At 69.8% G+C, this 15021-nt stretch carries 16 protein-coding genes; 6 read left to right on the forward strand and 10 right to left on the reverse strand.

What is annotated here, in order from left to right:
* Positions 1-283 (reverse strand): PE family protein (locus A9X00_RS02645; RefSeq protein WP_156771904.1); only part of this gene is annotated, 283 nt, incomplete at its 3' end.
* A gap of 165 nt (positions 284-448) precedes the next feature.
* Between A9X00_RS02645 and A9X00_RS02650 the strand changes: the two genes are divergently transcribed.
* The gene (locus tag A9X00_RS02650) at positions 449-1276 is read left to right on the forward strand and encodes an SDR family oxidoreductase (RefSeq protein WP_067148828.1); all 828 of its coding nucleotides are present in this window, start codon (positions 449-451) and stop codon (positions 1274-1276) included.
* 80 nt (positions 1277-1356) lie between these two features.
* On the opposite strand, the gene A9X00_RS02655 is transcribed toward A9X00_RS02650, so the two are convergent.
* Genes A9X00_RS02655 through A9X00_RS02665 form a run of 3 tightly spaced genes read right to left on the reverse strand, consistent with a single transcriptional unit; the run spans position 1357 to position 4410 of the window.
* On the reverse strand, positions 1357-2208 hold the full coding sequence (locus A9X00_RS02655) for a glycine betaine ABC transporter substrate-binding protein (protein ID WP_067148832.1): 852 nt from the start codon (positions 2206-2208) through the stop codon (positions 1357-1359).
* Complete coding sequence (locus A9X00_RS02660) at positions 2205-3371, reverse strand: NADP-dependent malic enzyme (protein WP_369830704.1); 1167 nt, start codon at positions 3369-3371, stop codon at positions 2205-2207. The genes A9X00_RS02655 and A9X00_RS02660 overlap by 4 nt, the downstream gene beginning before the upstream one ends.
* A gap of 49 nt (positions 3372-3420) precedes the next feature.
* A complete protein-coding gene (locus A9X00_RS02665; protein WP_067148838.1) occupies positions 3421-4410 on the reverse strand; it encodes a malate dehydrogenase in 990 nt (329 codons plus the stop codon).
* Between the two features lie 168 nt (positions 4411-4578).
* On the opposite strand from A9X00_RS02665, the gene corA reads away from it, so the two are divergent.
* The gene (gene corA, locus A9X00_RS02670) at positions 4579-5682 is read left to right on the forward strand and encodes a magnesium/cobalt transporter CorA (protein ID WP_067148860.1); all 1104 of its coding nucleotides are present in this window, start codon (positions 4579-4581) and stop codon (positions 5680-5682) included.
* Positions 5683-5759: 77 nt separating this feature from the next.
* Here the strand turns inward: corA and A9X00_RS02675 are convergent, their stop codons facing one another.
* Genes A9X00_RS02675 through A9X00_RS02700 form a run of 6 tightly spaced genes read right to left on the reverse strand, consistent with a single transcriptional unit; the run spans position 5760 to position 11172 of the window.
* Positions 5760-6338: a suppressor of fused domain protein gene (locus A9X00_RS02675; protein ID WP_067148864.1), complete on the reverse strand. Its 579-nt coding sequence runs from the start codon at positions 6336-6338 to the stop codon at positions 5760-5762.
* Positions 6339-6340: 2 nt separating this feature from the next.
* Positions 6341-7513: an ABC transporter ATP-binding protein gene (locus A9X00_RS02680; RefSeq protein ID WP_067148841.1), complete on the reverse strand. Its 1173-nt coding sequence runs from the start codon at positions 7511-7513 to the stop codon at positions 6341-6343.
* A 4-nt stretch (positions 7514-7517) separates the two neighbouring features.
* Complete coding sequence (locus A9X00_RS02685; RefSeq protein ID WP_067148843.1) at positions 7518-8351, reverse strand: carbohydrate ABC transporter permease; 834 nt, start codon at positions 8349-8351, stop codon at positions 7518-7520.
* On the reverse strand, positions 8341-9216 hold the full coding sequence (locus A9X00_RS02690) for a carbohydrate ABC transporter permease (protein ID WP_067148845.1): 876 nt from the start codon (positions 9214-9216) through the stop codon (positions 8341-8343). Before A9X00_RS02690 ends, A9X00_RS02685 begins: the two co-directional genes overlap by 11 nt.
* A 49-nt stretch (positions 9217-9265) precedes the next feature.
* Complete coding sequence (locus A9X00_RS02695) at positions 9266-10645, reverse strand: extracellular solute-binding protein (protein ID WP_067148848.1); 1380 nt, start codon at positions 10643-10645, stop codon at positions 9266-9268.
* Positions 10645-11172, reverse strand: a complete 528-nt coding sequence (locus A9X00_RS02700) for a general stress protein (RefSeq protein WP_066929221.1) — start codon at positions 11170-11172, stop codon at positions 10645-10647. Before A9X00_RS02700 ends, A9X00_RS02695 begins: the two co-directional genes overlap by 1 nt.
* A gap of 66 nt (positions 11173-11238) precedes the next feature.
* On the opposite strand from A9X00_RS02700, the gene A9X00_RS02705 reads away from it, so the two are divergent.
* The 4 genes from A9X00_RS02705 to A9X00_RS02720 all read left to right on the forward strand — a co-directional run.
* Positions 11239-11784, forward strand: a complete 546-nt coding sequence (locus A9X00_RS02705) for a DUF4190 domain-containing protein (protein WP_067148851.1) — start codon at positions 11239-11241, stop codon at positions 11782-11784.
* Between the two features lie 57 nt (positions 11785-11841).
* A complete protein-coding gene (locus tag A9X00_RS02710; protein WP_067148854.1) occupies positions 11842-13155 on the forward strand; it encodes a magnesium transporter MgtE N-terminal domain-containing protein in 1314 nt (437 codons plus the stop codon).
* A complete protein-coding gene (locus tag A9X00_RS02715; protein ID WP_067148857.1) occupies positions 13152-13694 on the forward strand; it encodes a DUF1003 domain-containing protein in 543 nt (180 codons plus the stop codon). Before A9X00_RS02710 ends, A9X00_RS02715 begins: the two co-directional genes overlap by 4 nt.
* Before the next feature lie 100 nt (positions 13695-13794).
* Positions 13795-15021: lytic transglycosylase domain-containing protein (locus A9X00_RS02720; protein ID WP_067148867.1), on the forward strand; the 1227-nt coding region annotated here is incomplete at its 3' end.

The following is a 15021-nucleotide window of genomic DNA, read 5'->3' on the forward strand; positions in this document are numbered from 1 at the left end:
CGGCGGTGGCGGCGGCGCCGGCATATGCGGCCGCGGCGGCCTGCATCGCCTGCACAAACTCCTGATGGAACGCCGCCGCCCGCGTGCTCAGGGCCTGGTATGCCTGGGCGTGCGCGCCGAACAGCGACGCGATGGTCGCCGACACCTCATCGGCGCCCGCCGCCGACAGCTCGGTGGTCACGGCCGCGGCCGCGCCGTTCGCCTCGCCCAGCGAGGTTCCGATGCCGGCCAATTCCGTTGCCGCTGCCTCCAATCCGTTCGGCAGGGCCACCAAGAACGACATCGCCACCTCCGAATCTAGGGTCGGGAGGGAAGCATCTCATGTTTGCTGCCGCCCCGGGCGCGATATGGGCGACACTGCGGCCGCGCGGCCGCGCCTCCTCCCGATGGTGGCGGTACCCGGGGTACCGGTTAGCCTCGACACCGAGCCGACACGAGGGAGGCGCTCATGCAGGGATTCGCCGGGAAGGTCGCCGTGATCACGGGCGCCGGTTCGGGTATCGGGCAGGCGTTGGCGATCGAGCTGGCCCGCTCGGGCGCCAAGGTGGCCATCAGCGACGTCGACACCGAGGGCCTGGCCCACACCGAGGAGCGGCTCAAGGCGATCGGTGCGCCGGTCAAGGCGGACCGGCTCAACGTCACCGAGCGCGAGGCCTTCCTGGCCTACGCCGACGAGGTCGCCGAGCACTTCGGCAAGGTCAACCAGATCTACAACAACGCCGGCATCGCCTTCACCGGCGACATCGAGGTCAGCCAGTTCAAGGACATCGAGCGGGTGATGGACGTCGACTTCTGGGGCGTCGTGAACGGCACCAAGGCGTTCCTTCCGCACCTGATCGCCTCCGGCGACGGCCACGTCGTCAACGTGTCGAGCGTGTTCGGGCTGTTCTCCGTGCCGGGGCAGGCGGCGTACAACGCGGCCAAGTTCGCCGTCCGCGGCTTCACCGAGGCGCTGCGGCAGGAAATGGTGCTGGCCCGCCACCCGGTCGCGGTGACCACCGTGCACCCCGGCGGGATCCAGACCGCGATCGCCCGCAACGCCACCGCCGCCGAGGGACTCGACCCCGAACAGCTGGCCAAGCTGTTCGACAAGCGGCTCGCCCGGACCAGCCCGGAACGCGCCGCCAAGGTCATCCTCGACGCGGTCCGCAAGAAGAAGGCCCGGGTGCTGGTCGGCACGGACGCCAAGCTGTTGGACGTGATGGTGCGGGTGGCCGGCCCGTATTACCAGCAGCTGTTCGGCCCGGTGATGGGCCGCTTGATGCCCAAGCCCTGAAGGCCGCGCGCCGAGACTGCGCTCAGCGCGCCCGATCGCGGCAAAACACGCACTGAGCGCAGACTCGATGCACTAAGCGCTCAGCGTCCCAGCGGGTGTTCGGCCAGCCAACCGCCCGCGACCGCCTGCGGGTCGGCGCCGCCGGCCACCTGCCGGCGCATGTCGGCCAGCGCCGCGGTGTCCAGCACGCCGGCCACCTCGTTGATCGCCAGCAACTGCCGATCGGAGAGCGCGTTGCGCCGATACAGCGGCACCACGTTCTCGGCCTGGATCAGCGCGGGTTTGCCGTCGGCCAGCGCGACCAGGTCGCCCGGGCTGTTCGGGTCGGCGGTGGTGGTCCACCCCGCCGACGGCTGCCCGGCCCGCACCGCCGCGAAAAGCGCGTCCTCCGAAGGGAATTCGCGCGGGGCGGGCAGCCGGCAGGAACCCACCGCCGCGGGCGGGTGAAATCCTGCGACGGCCCCGATGGCCAGGCCGTCGCAGTGGGCCGGCAGCGTGCTGAGGTCCGCGGTCAAATTGTGCCCGCCCCAGGCCTTCGCGGTGGCCTGCGTGACCAGCAACACGGGCTTGTCCTCGGCCGCGGTGGCGTAGTCACCGGCAAGGACGCCCTCGGGCAGCGCGGCGATCATCGCCCGGTAGACCTGGGCGTCGGACGTCGCCGTCGCGCCGGGCTGCAGCAGCCGCAGCGTCTGCCCGGTGAACGCGGGCACGACGGTGAACGCGCCCGAGTCCAGCTTCGCCATCGGGTCGGGGGCGGTTTCGGGCCGGGCCGCGAACCCGTAGGACCGCAGCGCCGCCGTGTAGAGGGCGGCCAGCAGCGTCGACTCGGGGTCGGGCCGCGACCCGACCACCAATTCCGTTGCGGGACGGCCGTGTCCGCAGCCCGCCACCGCAAGCAGCGCGGCCAGCAGCAGCGCGGCCAGCCTGGTCACACGGACGAGTCGGAAGCGATCGCGACGGCGGCGGCGACGGCTTCCCCGACGCGGGAGTCCAGCGGGCTCGGGACGATCCGGTCGATCGCGAGGTCGTCGCTGACGACGGAGAAGATCGCCTCGGCGGCGGCCACCATCATCTTCTCGGTGATGCGCCGGGCCCCGGCGTCCAGCGCGCCGCGGAACACCCCGGGGAACGCCAGCACGTTGTTGATCTGGTTGGGGAAGTCGCTGCGGCCGGTGGCCACCACCGCCGCGTACTTGGCCGCGACGTGGGGGTGGATTTCGGGGTCCGGGTTGGACAGCGCGAATACGATCCCGCCCGGCGCCATGGTGGCGACCAGGTCCTCGGGGACCACGCCCCCGGACAGCCCGAGGAACACGTCCGCGCCCTCGAGCGCCTCGACCAGGCCGCCGGACAGGCCGTCGGGATTGGTCCGCCGGGCGAGGTCGACCTTGACGCCGTTCATGTCGTCGCGCCCGGTGTGCAGGATGCCCCGCGAGTCGAGCACGGTGATGTCCGAAACACCCATCGTCAGAAGGAGATTCGTGCACGCCACCCCGGCGGCGCCGGCGCCGGAGACCACCACGCGCAGCGAGGACATGTCGCGGCCGAGCAGTTTGCTGGCGCCCATCAGCGCGGCCAGCACGACGATCGCCGTGCCGTGCTGGTCGTCGTGCATCACCGGGCAGTCCAGCGCCTCGATGACCCGCCGTTCGATCTCGAAGCAGCGCGGGGCGGAGATGTCCTCGAGGTTGACGGCGCCGAACGTCGGGCGCAGCCGCACCAGGGTCTCGACGATCTCGTCGGGGTCCTTGGTGTCGAGCACGATCGGGATCGCGTTCAGCCCGCCGTACGCCTGGAACAGCGCGCACTTGCCCTCCATCACCGGCAGCGACGCCGCGGGCCCGATGTCGCCCAGGCCGAGCACCGCGCTGCCGTCGCTGACGACGGCCACCAGCCGGTTGGACCACGTGTAGCGGGCGGCCAGGGTGCGGTCCGCGGCGATCGCCCGGCTGACCTGCGCAACGCCCGGGGTGTAGGCGATCGACAGCGCGCGCTGGGTGTCCAGCGGCGCGCTCAGGGCCACCGAAAGCTTCCCGCCCACGTGCGCGTCGAAGATCTCGTCGTCTCCAATGGCCAGCTGCGGGTTTTCCGGCATCGCACCAGGGTAAGGGCTACCCATTAGTAGGCCTAATTTCCGTTTGAGATCAGATGAGGCCGAGCTCCGTGACCGCGTTGCGCTCGTCGGCCAGCTCCGCGGTCGACTTGTCGATCCGGCCGCGGGAGAACTCGTCGATCTCCAGCCCCTGCACGATCGACCAGTTGCCGTCCTTGGTGGTCACCGGGAACGAGGAGATCAGGCCCTCCGGCACGCCGTAGGAGCCGTCGGAGACGACCGCCATCGAAAGCCAGTCGCCCGCCGGGCTGCCGAGCAGCCAGTCGCGGGCGGCGTCGATGGTCGCCGACGCGGCCGACGCGGCCGACGAGGCCCCGCGCGCGTCGATGATCGCCGCGCCGCGCTTGGCGACGGTGGGGATGAAGTCGTTCTCGATCCACGCCTGGTCGCCGACGACCTCGGCCGCGTTCTTGCCGCCGACCTCGGCGTGGAAGACGTCGGGGTACTGGGTGGCCGAGTGGTTGCCCCAGATCGTCATCTTCTTGATGTCGGTGACGGCGGCGCCGGTCTTCTTGGCCAGCTGCGAGATTGCCCGGTTGTGGTCGAGGCGGGTCAGCGCGGAGAACCGCTCCTTGGGGATGTCGGGCGCGTTGGTCATCGCGATCAGCGCGTTGGTGTTGGCCGGGTTGCCCGTGACGCCGACGCGCACGTCGTCCGCGGCGACGGAGTTCAGCGCCTTGCCCTGCGCGGTGAAGATCGCGCCGTTGGCCTCCAGCAGGTCGCCGCGCTCCATGCCCGGGCCGCGCGGGCGGGCGCCGACGAGCAGGGCGAGGTTCACGCCGTCGAAGATCTTGTTCGGGTCCGCGCCGATTTCGACGCCCGACAACAGCGGGAAGGCGCAGTCGTCGAGCTCCATCACGACGCCCTCGAGCGCCTTGAGCGCCGGCTCGATCTCCAGCAGGCGCAGCTCGATCGGGCGGTCGGCGCCCAGCAGCGCCCCGCTGGCCAGGCGGAACAACAGGCTGTAGCCGATCTGGCCGGCGGCGCCGGTGACGGCGACCTTGACAGGACTTGCGCTCACTTCGATGTACTCCTCGGGACGCGGTTGCGGTCGACGTCGAAACTAGCGCACCCGTGTCGGCGCGAAACGTCCGGTCCACGGCCGCCACTGCGCCTTCATGCCGTCTTTCCCCAGGACGCGTAGCATTGAGCACCGCTTGCCTGACCTGCGCCGCGATCGGAGGTGAAGGTGTTTCCCGGACCTGACGCGTTGCCCGAAGTGCTGCGACCGCTCCTGCCCGAGCCGCGCGAGCAGCGCGCACAACCCGTCGAGCAGCCAACCGTGGAGACCCTGGTCGACTGCGCCGTCTACGCCGACGGCCATCGGCTGCCGGGGAAGTTCAGCTACGCGGCCGCGCTCACCCGGGTGCGGCAGACCGAAGTGTTCGGGCAGGAGGCGTTCGTTTGGGTCGGTCTGCGGGAGCCGAGCCTGGCCGAGATGCAGGACGTCGCGGACGTCTTCGGGCTGCACGCGCTGGCCGTCGAGGACGCCGTGTGCGCGCACCAGCGGCCCAAGCTGGAGCGCTACGACGACACGGTGTTCCTGGTCCTGAAGACCGTCAACTACGTCCCGCACGAGTCGGTGGCGGCGGCCCGCCAGATCGTCGAAACCGGCGAGATCATGGTGTTCGTCGGTAAGGACTTCGTGGTGACCGTCCGCCACGGTGAGCACGGCGGGCTGTCCGACGTGCGCAAGCGCCTGGACGCCGACCCCGAGCAGATGCGCCTCGGCCCCTACGCGGTGATGCACGCCATCGCCGACAACGTGGTCGACCACTACCTCGAGGTGAGCAGCCTGATCGAGTCGGACATCGACACCATCGAGGAGGTGGCGTTCGCCCCGGGCCGCAAGATCGACGTCGAACCGATCTATCTGCTCAAGCGCGAGGTCGTCGAGCTGCGCCGGTGCGTGAATCCGCTGTCGTCCGCGTTCCATCGGATCCAGATCGAAAACAAGGACGTGATCTCCAAGGAGGTGCGCCGCTACCTGCGCGACGTCGCCGATCACCAGTCCGAGGCCGCCGACCACATCAACAGCTATGACGACATGCTCAACTCGCTGATCCAGGCCGCCCTGGCCCGGGTGGGCATGCAGCAGAACAACGACATGCGCAAGATGGCGGCCTGGGCCGGTATCGCGGCGTTGCCGACCGCGGTCGCCGCCATCTACGGGATGAACTTTCATTTCATGCCCGAGCTGAACTGGACGTGGGGCTACCCGGGGATCATGGCCCTGATGGCGCTTTCCTGCCTGATCCTGTACTTCCAGTTCCGCCGCAACCACTGGCTCTAACTCGCCTTTCGCGAGCAGACATAGAATCGCATGCTTTCGCGATGGTTCATGCGAGTTTGCGTCTGCTCGCCACACAATCAGTTGGGTTGCGCCGCTGGGCGTTTGGGATCCAGCACGTCGACGCCGTCATTCACCCAGGCCTGCCGCATCGCGTCGGCGCCCTTGAGGCGCACCCAGGCCGCCTCGGTCGCGGTGATCGGGGTCGCCGACAGGAACTTCACCGGGTCACGCGGCGGGTCGAGCGGCAGATCGGGAATGTCGCTGTCGCCCAACAGCACCGCGGTGAACGGCACCCTCACCGTCGGCCACGTCCATAGCGGCGAGCCGAGGTCGATCAGGGCGTCGGCGACCAGCACCACGCCGTCGACGGCCGGCGTCGCCGCCAGCACGGCCAGGCTCCGCGCGATGCCGGTGGCCGGCCCGGGATCCTTCAGCCGCAACACGATTTCAGCGCGCGGGCCGCGCAACGGGTCGGCGACAATCTCGGAAGGATCGGTCATCGGGTGGCGCGAGCACCCCAGCGACACGTAATGCACCAATCCCCCGCCGCGAAATCGCAGCACCTCGATGGGCTCGGTGCCCAGGAACGTGACGCTGGCCGAGTCGGGCTCGTCGCCGCCGAAGTGCCCCCGCAGGTGCGCGCGCACCAGGTCCAGGGTCACCGGGCGACGGGCAGCGTCAGGTTCGCCCCGGAGTCGGCATCGAAGACGGCGACCTTGGTCGTGTCGAGGGCCAACTCGATCGACTGCCCGATCGCCGCCTTCGACTCCGCGGGAACCCTTGCCACGAACTGGTTTTCGTGCACCTCGCCCTCCGCCTCCAGCTCGTCCAGCTGGGCGGCGTGCACGGCCGGGCCCGCGGTGGTGAAGTACACGTACTTGTCGGCACCCAGCGATTCGACGAGGTCGACCTTCACCTCGAAGGTCAGCGCCCTGATCCGCTGATACCCGTCGATCAGTGCGGCGTCGGCCAGGTGCTCGGGCCGGACGCCGACGATGACGTTCGCCGGCTTGTCGTGCGCCGAGATCACCTGCTCCACCTCCGGGGCCAGCATCACCTCGCCGAACGACAGCGTCAGTCCGTTCGGAGTCAGGTCGGCGGGGAAGAAGTTCATCGCCGGCGAGCCGATGAACCCCGCGACGAACAGATTGGCGGGACGCTCGTAGAGCTCGTCGGGCGTGCCGATCTGTTGCGCCACGCCGCCGTGCATCACCACCACACGGTCGCCCAGCGTCATGGCCTCGGTCTGGTCGTGGGTCACGTAGACGGTGGTGGTGCCCAATCTGCGCTGCAGCCGGGCGATTTCGCCGCGCATCTGCACGCGCAGCTTGGCGTCCAGGTTGGACAGCGGCTCGTCCATCAGGAACGCCTTGGGGTGGCGCACGATCGCCCGGCCCATCGCGACGCGCTGGCGCTGCCCCCCGGAAAGCTGGGACGGCTTGCGGTCCAAAAGCTCGGTCAGGTCAAGGGTTTTCGCGGTCTCCTCCACCTTCTGCGCGATCTCGGCCTTCTTCATTTTCGCCAGGGTCAGCGGGAACGCGATATTCTGCCGCACGGTCATGTGCGGGTAGAGCGCATAAGACTGGAACACCATCGCGATGTCGCGGTCCTTGGGGGCCTTTTCGTTCATCCGGACGCCGTCGATGCGCAGCTCGCCCGACGAGATGTCCTCGAGCCCGGCGATCATGTTCAGCGTCGTGGTCTTGCCGCAGCCGGAAGGACCGACCAGGATCAGGAATTCGCCGTCGGCGATGGTGATGTTCAGGTCCTTCACCGCCGAGGCGCCGTCGGCGTAGTTCTTGTTGACGTTCTCCAACACAATCTCGGCCATCGCGCTATCCCTTCACAGCGCCAGAGGTCAACCCGGCGACAATCCGTCGTTGGAAAATTAGAACAAAAACGATGATCGGGACGGTAATCACGACGGCGCCGGCCGCGATCGATCCGGTGGGTTCCTCGAACTGCGAGCTGCCGGAAAAGTTCGCGATCGCCACCGGCGCGGTAATGGCCGCCTTGGTGGCGGTCAGCGACAGCGCCAGCAGCAGGTCGTTCCAGGCGAAGATGAAGACCAGGATCGCCGCGGTCACCAGGCCGGGCGCCGCCAGCGGCACGATCACCCGCCGGAAGGCCTGACCCGGCGTGGCGCCGTCCATCTTGGCCGCCTTCTCCAGGTCCCACGGGATTTCGCGGAAGAACGCCGACAGCGTGTAAATGGCAAGGGGCAGAGCGAAAGTGATGTACGGCAGGATCAGGCCGGGCCAGGTGTCGAACAGGCCGAGCGCGCGTTCGATGTTGAACAACGGGGTGACCAGCGAGATGGCCGGGAACATGGTGATCAACAGGGTGGCGCCGATCAGCGCCCGCTTGCCGGGAAAGTCAAGCCGGGCGATCGCGTACGCCGCCATGGCGCCCAGCACCACCGCGATCGCGGTGGTGATCAACCCGATCCCGATGGAGTTGATCAGCGCCGAGGTGAAGAACTCCCCGCGGAAGATGCCGCGGTAGTTCTCGAACGTCACCGACGACGGAAACAGCTTGCCGTCCTTGACCGTTGACGACGGCTTGAGCGACAGCGACAGGATCCACAGCACCGGCACGATCGCGTACACCACCACCACGGTGTCCACCACCGCCCAGACCGCCAGGCGCCCCACGGGTTTAGCGGCCATCGCCGGCGCCGCGCAGCGCCGCCGCGCCGAACACCTTGATGTACACCAGCGCGATGATGCCGACGCAACAGAAGATCAGCACGCTGATCGCCGAGCCCAGGCCCACGTTGAAGCCCTTGAACAGGTTGTCGTAGCCCAGGATTGACACCGAGTCGGTGTTGTTGGCGCCGTCGGTCAGCACGTAGATGTTGTCGAAGATGCGGAAGGCGTCCAGGGTTCGGAACAGCAGCGCGACCACGACCGCGGGCTTGATGATCGGCAGGATGATCCGGGTCAGCCGCCGCCACGCGCCGGCCCCGTCGACCTGCGCCGCCTTCAGCAAATCCTCGGGCACCAGCGCCAGCCCGGCCAGCAGCAGCAGCGACATGAACGGCGTGGTCTTCCAGACCTCGGCCAGCACGACGATGCCCAGCGACGGAATCTGTTGCGTCAGTGGGGCGCTGCCCTGCGGCAACAGGTTGGCCAGGTAGCCGGTCCCCGGCGTCCAGGCGTAGTACCAGCTGTACGACGCGACCACGGTGACGATGCCGTACGGGATCAGCACCGCGGTGCGCACCAAGCCCTTGCCGACCAGCGTGCGGTGCATCACCAGCGCCAGCGTCAGGCCCACCACGAACTCGATCGACACCGAGACCGCCGTGATTCCCAGCGTCACCAAAAGCGCCGTCCACCAGTACCGGTCGGTCAGGATCGTTTGGTAGTTGCCCAGCCCGATGAAGGCGGTGTCACCCGGCGTGGCAAGGTTGTTGCGCTGCAGGCTGAGCCACACCGCGTAGCCGATCGGGTACGCCGTCACCGCGAGCATCAGGGTAGCCGCGGGCGCGACCAACCCGAACGCCAGCCGCCGTTCCGCCCTACGACTCATTGGCGCCGCTCCTCAGCATCGCTCAGCTCTGCATCGTCGCCGGCGCGGCTCACGGCAGCAGCCCCTTTCCGTCGATCGCCTTCTGCGCCTGCGCGGCGAGCTCGTCGGCCGTGCGTTCGGGGTCGATCCGGGTGATCGGGCTCAGCGCCGCCGACAGCCGCAGCGACAACGCCTGGTACACCGGCGTTGCCGGGCGCACGGCGGCGTCGGTGAGCTGCTGGCGGATCACCGTGTACATCGGATACTTGGCCTGAAATTGCGGATCGGAATACAGCGACGTGCGCACCGCGGGCAGCCCACCGGCGATCGACACGTACTTCTGGCTCTGCAGGCTGCGCAGGCAGCGCACCGCCTCGAACGCCTCCGCGCGGTGGCGGGTGGTGCTGGCCACCGCCAGGTTCAGCCCGCCGATGGTCACCTTGGCCGGCCGGTCCGGCGCCACCCCCGGGTAGGGCGCGAACCCGAAGACCTTCTGGCTGGCCTCGTAGGCGATGCGGAATTGCTCGTCGGTGGGCACGAACGTGCCGACGTCGTTGATGCTGCCGGCCAGCGCCGGATCGCGGTTCAGCGGCAGGAACGGCACCCCGCCCTTGACGGCGTTCTCCAGCAGCGAGGCGAGCACATAGGGCCAGTTGACCTCCAGCGCGGCCCTGCCCTGCTCGACGGCAAGCCGCGCGGTGCCCTCGTCGGTCCGGCTGAACGACGGGTCGGCCCCGGGCGCGGTGGCCACCGACTTGAGGACCCGCAGGGCGTCGACGGTGGCGGCCCGGTGCGCCGGCGTGTCGGTCAGCGTGACCCGCCGGCCGTCCTCGGAGAGCACCTGACCGCCCGCGCTCACCAGCAGCGTGTTGAACCACACCACCAGGCCCTCGCCCTCGTTGGCCTGCGCGGCGATCCAGGACGGCAGGCCCGCGTCGTGCAGCCGGGCGGCCTCGGCCACCATGCCGTCCCAGGTCGCCGGCGGCTGGTTCACCAAATCCGGCCGGTACCAAAGCAATTGGGTGTTGGTCGTGACGGGCGCGCCGTACAGCCGCTGCTTCCAGCGCGCCGTCGCCAGCGGACCGGGCAGAGTATCGACGGTGGCGTCGGACTCGGCCAGCCCCGCGGGATCGTCGGAGAGCGGCAGCGCCCAGCCGGCCTCGGCGAATTCCGCGGTCCACACCACGTCCAGCGCCATCACGTCCAGGCCACGGTCGTGGGCGCTCAGCCGGCGGGCCAGCTGCAGCCGCTGCTCGCCGGGACCGCGGGGCAGGCTGACGTGCCGGACCGTGAACCCCAGTTGCCGGGTGCACTCCTGCGCGACCGCGGTGAAGGTGGCCGCGTCGGTCGCCGGCGTGTAGAAGTTGACCACCAACCCCGAGGAGGCCGCCGCGCAGCCCGACAACAGCGCCGACGCGACGGTGAACGCCGCCAGCCCACGACGACCCATCAGATCGCCAGGCGCGCCAGCAGATCCCGTGCCTTCTCCGCGTTTTGCGGGTCGCAGAGCACGTCGTAGCGTCCGGCCACCAATTGCAGAGTGGAGCTGAAATCCCGTGTGCCACGGGCCATTGCGTAGGGCACGGCGGAGGTGATCAGGCCGAAGAACACCCCGGCGACCAGGCCGGTGACCAGCGCGGCCCACGGGTTGGGGCTGAAGAAGCCGAGCACCAAGCCGATGAACAGGCCGAGCCAGGCCCCACTGATCACCCCGCCGCCCAGCACCTTGGGCCACGACAGCCGGCCGGTGACGCGTTCGACCTGCATGAGGTCGACGCCGACGATGGTCACCTGCTGCACCGGGAACTCTTGGTCCGACAGGTAGTCCACGGCACGCTGCGCCTCGGCGTAGGTGGGATAGGAGCCGACGGGCCAGCCCTTGGGCGGTGTCGGCAGCGCGGGCACGCCGCGCCGGCCCGCGGCCGCGCCCGCGGGCGTGGCACCGGGAACCTGTCCGGGCTGGAAAGGACTAGTCATCGCCGCTCATTCTCCTCCGCCTCGGCCATCCTCTCATCCCGAGCCCGTTTTGCTAGGTTGAGCACCATGTCAGCCCCCGGCGACCCCGGCGACGAGGCCAAACCGCCGCCCGGCGGCGGCCGGGACGATTGGACCCCGCCCTGGGATCCGCCCGCGCTCGAGTATCCGGCGTATGCGCCCCCGGGCTACCCGCCCGGCTACCCGCCGCCGATGCCGCCCGCCGAATACGGGCCGCCCCCCGAATACGGGCCGCCCCCGGGATACGGGCCACCGCCCGGCTACGGACCCCCGACATATCCGCCGCCCTATCCCGCCGGATATCCCGGTTACGGGCCGCCGTCCTATCCCGGCGGCTACTTCGCGACGCCGGACTACCGGGTCCAGGCCGGGACCAACGGCCTGGCGATCGCGTCGCTCATCGCGTCGCTCTCCGGCTTTTTCTGCTGCGCCATCGGCTCGATCGTGGCCATCGTGCTGGGCGTGGTCGCGCTGAACCAGATCAAGCAGACCCGCCAGGAGGGCTACGGTTTGGCCGTCACGGGAATCGTGATCGGCGCGGGCACCCTGGCGGTGTTCTTTGTCATCGCGATGCTCAGCATCCGCCACCGCTAGGAGCAAAAGGGGCGTCGCGGCCTGCCATCCGGGCGGCGGCTGAATAGGCTCTCTGGCATGGGACCGGTCAACAGGGTGTACGTCGCGCGGCTCCCGCGGATGTTGGTGTTGGGTCCGCTCGGCGAAAACTTCGGCCGCGTGCGCGATGTCGTGATCAGCATCAGCATCGTCCGCCAGCAGCCCCGGGTCCTGGGACTGGTTGTCGATTTGGCAACGCGCCGCAGCATTTTCATCCCCATGCTGCGGGTCGCCGGGATCGAGCCCAACGCCGTGACGCTCAACACCGGCAACGTGTCGTTGCGCCACTTCGAGCAGCGACCGGGCGAGGTGCTGGCGATGGGCCAGGTGCTCGACACCGTCGTCAAGGTCAACGATCCCGAACTGCCGGAGCTGGCCGGCCTCGACGTCGTCATCACCGACCTGGGCATCGAACAGATCCGGACGCGCGACTGGCTGGTCACCCGGGTCGCCGTGCGCACGCAGCGACGGCTGCGACGGCGCGGCCCCGTGCACGTCGTGGACTGGCAGAACGTCCAGGGCCTGACCCCGTCGGCGCTGGCGTTGCCCGGCCAGGGGGTGGCACAGCTGCTGGACCAGTTCGAGGGGCGCAAGGCGGTCGACGTGGCCGACGCGATCCGCGGCCTGCCGCCCAAGCGGCGCTACGAGGTGCTCAAGGCGCTCGATGACGACCGGCTGGCCGACGTCCTGCAGGAGCTGCCCGAGCTGGACCAGGCCGACGTGCTCACGCAGCTGGGCACCGACCGATCGGCCGACGTGCTCGAGGAGATGGATCCCGACGACGCCGCCGACCTGCTCGGCGTGCTGAACCCGACGGACGCCGAGATGCTGCTGACCCGCATGGACCCCGACGAGTCCGAACCGGTGCGCCGGCTGCTGACCCACTCCCCCGACACCGCGGGCGGGCTGATGACCTCCGACCCGGTGGTGCTCACCCCGGACACGTCGGTCGCCGAGGCGCTGGCCCGGGTCCGCGACCCCGACCTCACCGCGGCGCTGTCGTCCATGGTGTTCGTGGCGCGCCCGCCGACGGCCACCCCCACGGGGCGCTACCTGGGCTGCATCCCGTTGCAGCGGCTGCTGCGCGAGGCGCCGGCGGAGCTGGTCGGCGGGATCGTCGACAGCGACCTGCTGACCCTGACGCCGGAGACCCCGCTCGGCGCGGTCACCCGCTACCTCGCCGCCTACAACCTGGTGTGCGGTCCGGTGCTCGACGACCAGAACCACCTGTTGGGCGCGGTGACCGTGGACGACCTGCTCGACCACCTGCTGCCGCACGACTGGCGCGTGGACGTGCAGCAGCTCGACACCACCGGCCGCATCGAACAACGACTGGGAGGAGCGTCGGGGTGAGCAGATCCACGGCACCGCGCCGGCTTTACACCCCCCGGGCGTCGCGCAGGTATTCGCCCCGCGTCGACCCCGAGGCCGTCGGGCAGATCACCGAGTCCATTGCGCGGTTCTTCGGCACCGGCCGCTACCTGCTGATCCAGACGATCATCGTGCTGGCGTGGATCGTGCTGAACGTCTCCGCGGCCGAGCTGCGCTGGGATCCCTACCCGTTCATCCTGCTCAACCTGGCCTTCTCCACGCAGGCCGCCTACGCGGCGCCGCTGATCCTGCTGGCCCAGAACCGCCAGGAGAACCGGGACCGCGTCGCGCTCGAAGAGGATCGGCGCCGCGCCGCCCAGACCAAGGCCGACACCGAGTACCTGGCCCGTGAGCTGGCCTCGTTGCGGCTGGCGGTGGGCGAGGTCGTGACCCGTGAATACCTGCGCGACGAGCTGGAGGACCTGCGTTCTATGCTGGCCCGGTTGCAGCCGGAAGGTGCGGACGGGGAGGCCGCGAGGGCGGGTGACGATTGGGAGCGGACGGCTAAGAAATCCCGCTAATTATCAAATCCACCATTGCGCCACTCCCGTCACGGGGGTTATGTATTGTGATCTGGTTCACGAAGCTCAGCAGGTAGTTTCCCGACCTTAGGACCGTCGAGTGCGCATTGGGGCACGCTGGGGTAAACGCCCCGACGCCGCGGCCGAGCGGCAACGCGCACGCCTGACGAAATCGCCGGCTTTCGGCGTCGCCGTGATCACTCCCCTGGTCTTCGCCGGAGCGGTCGGCGCCGCGGCTCCCACCTTCCCCGGGCATGCCCCACCGGTGCACAGCCAGGTCATGCCGGTGCGCGACGCCGCGATCTTTCCGGTGGCCGCGGTCTCGCCGAGCGCGCCCGACACCACCGGGCCGGTCGTCTTCGCGATCGACCGGGCGCCGACCGCGTTCCACATCGCCGAGGCCGCCCCGTCCGCGCCGCCTCCCCCGATGATCGTGAGTGCGCCTGGCGCCCTTGGCATTCCGTCGGTCGCGCTGGCCGCGTACCGCAGCGCCGAACAGAAGATGGCCGTCGCCGCGCCGGGCTGTGGGGTCAGCTGGAACCTGCTCGCCGGCATCGGGCGCATCGAATCGGGCCACGCCGGTGGCGGCGCCGTCGACGCGCGCGGCACCGCCGTCGTCCCGATCTACGGCCCCGCGCTGGACGGCACGCTGCCCGGCAACGAGGTGATCCTGCAGAGCACCGTCGGCAACCGCCCCACCTACGCGCGCGCGATGGGGCCGATGCAGTTCCTGCCGGGCACCTGGGCGCGCTATGCCGTCGACGGCAAGGGCGACGGCGCGCCGGATCCGCAGAACCTCTTCGACTCCACCCTGGCGGCCGCCCGCTACCTGTGCAGCGGCGGGCTCAACCTGCGCGACCCGTCGCAGGTGATGTCGGCGATCCTGCGCTACAACAACTCGATGGCCTACGCGCAGAACGTGCTGGGCTGGGCCGCGGCCTATGCCACCGGCGTGGTCCCGGTCGACCTGCCGCCGATGACCGGGCCGCCGCCGCCGCTCGGCAACGCGCACGACGATCATCCGGAGGGGCTCGGGCCCAACCTGCCGATGAACGTCATCGGGCTGCCGTCGGACGACTTCTTCTCGCGGACACCGCTGATCGACCTGAGCGGGACGCCGGCCACCGGCCAGCAGCCGATGTACCCGTGGATGCAACCCACGCCGCAGCAGGCGCCCACGCAGATGCCCGGCTGCACGGTGATCTGCATCGGCCCGCAGAACCCGCCGGCGCCGGCGCCTTTCGGGCAACCGGCGTTCGGTCCGCCGCCCGACAGCCCGCGGGCGGCCATCGCCGCGGCCAGATTGACCGTGACCGTGGACTTCCCG

The organism is Mycobacterium sp. 1245805.9 (assembly GCF_001672915.1).
Taxonomy (GTDB): Bacteria; Actinomycetota; Actinomycetes; order Mycobacteriales; family Mycobacteriaceae; genus Mycobacterium.

Bases quoted from the DNA above. Each gene is read 5' to 3' on its own strand.
- A9X00_RS02700 (WP_066929221.1), bottom strand. From the start codon at position 11,172: ATGACTAGTCCTTTCCAGCCCGGACAGGTTCCCGGTGCCACGCCCGCG.
- A9X00_RS02710 (WP_067148854.1), top strand. From the start codon at position 11,842: ATGGGACCGGTCAACAGGGTGTACGTCGCGCGGCTCCCGCGGATGTTG.
- A9X00_RS02695 (WP_067148848.1), bottom strand. From the start codon at position 10,645: ATGGGTCGTCGTGGGCTGGCGGCGTTCACCGTCGCGTCGGCGCTGTTG.
- A9X00_RS02690 (WP_067148845.1), bottom strand. From the start codon at position 9,216: ATGAGTCGTAGGGCGGAACGGCGGCTGGCGTTCGGGTTGGTCGCGCCC.
- A9X00_RS02650 (WP_067148828.1), top strand. From the start codon at position 449: ATGCAGGGATTCGCCGGGAAGGTCGCCGTGATCACGGGCGCCGGTTCG.
- A9X00_RS02705 (WP_067148851.1), top strand. From the start codon at position 11,239: ATGTCAGCCCCCGGCGACCCCGGCGACGAGGCCAAACCGCCGCCCGGC.
- A9X00_RS02660 (WP_369830704.1), bottom strand. From the start codon at position 3,371: ATGCCGGAAAACCCGCAGCTGGCCATTGGAGACGACGAGATCTTCGAC.
- A9X00_RS02680 (WP_067148841.1), bottom strand. From the start codon at position 7,513: ATGGCCGAGATTGTGTTGGAGAACGTCAACAAGAACTACGCCGACGGC.
- A9X00_RS02685 (WP_067148843.1), bottom strand. From the start codon at position 8,351: ATGGCCGCTAAACCCGTGGGGCGCCTGGCGGTCTGGGCGGTGGTGGAC.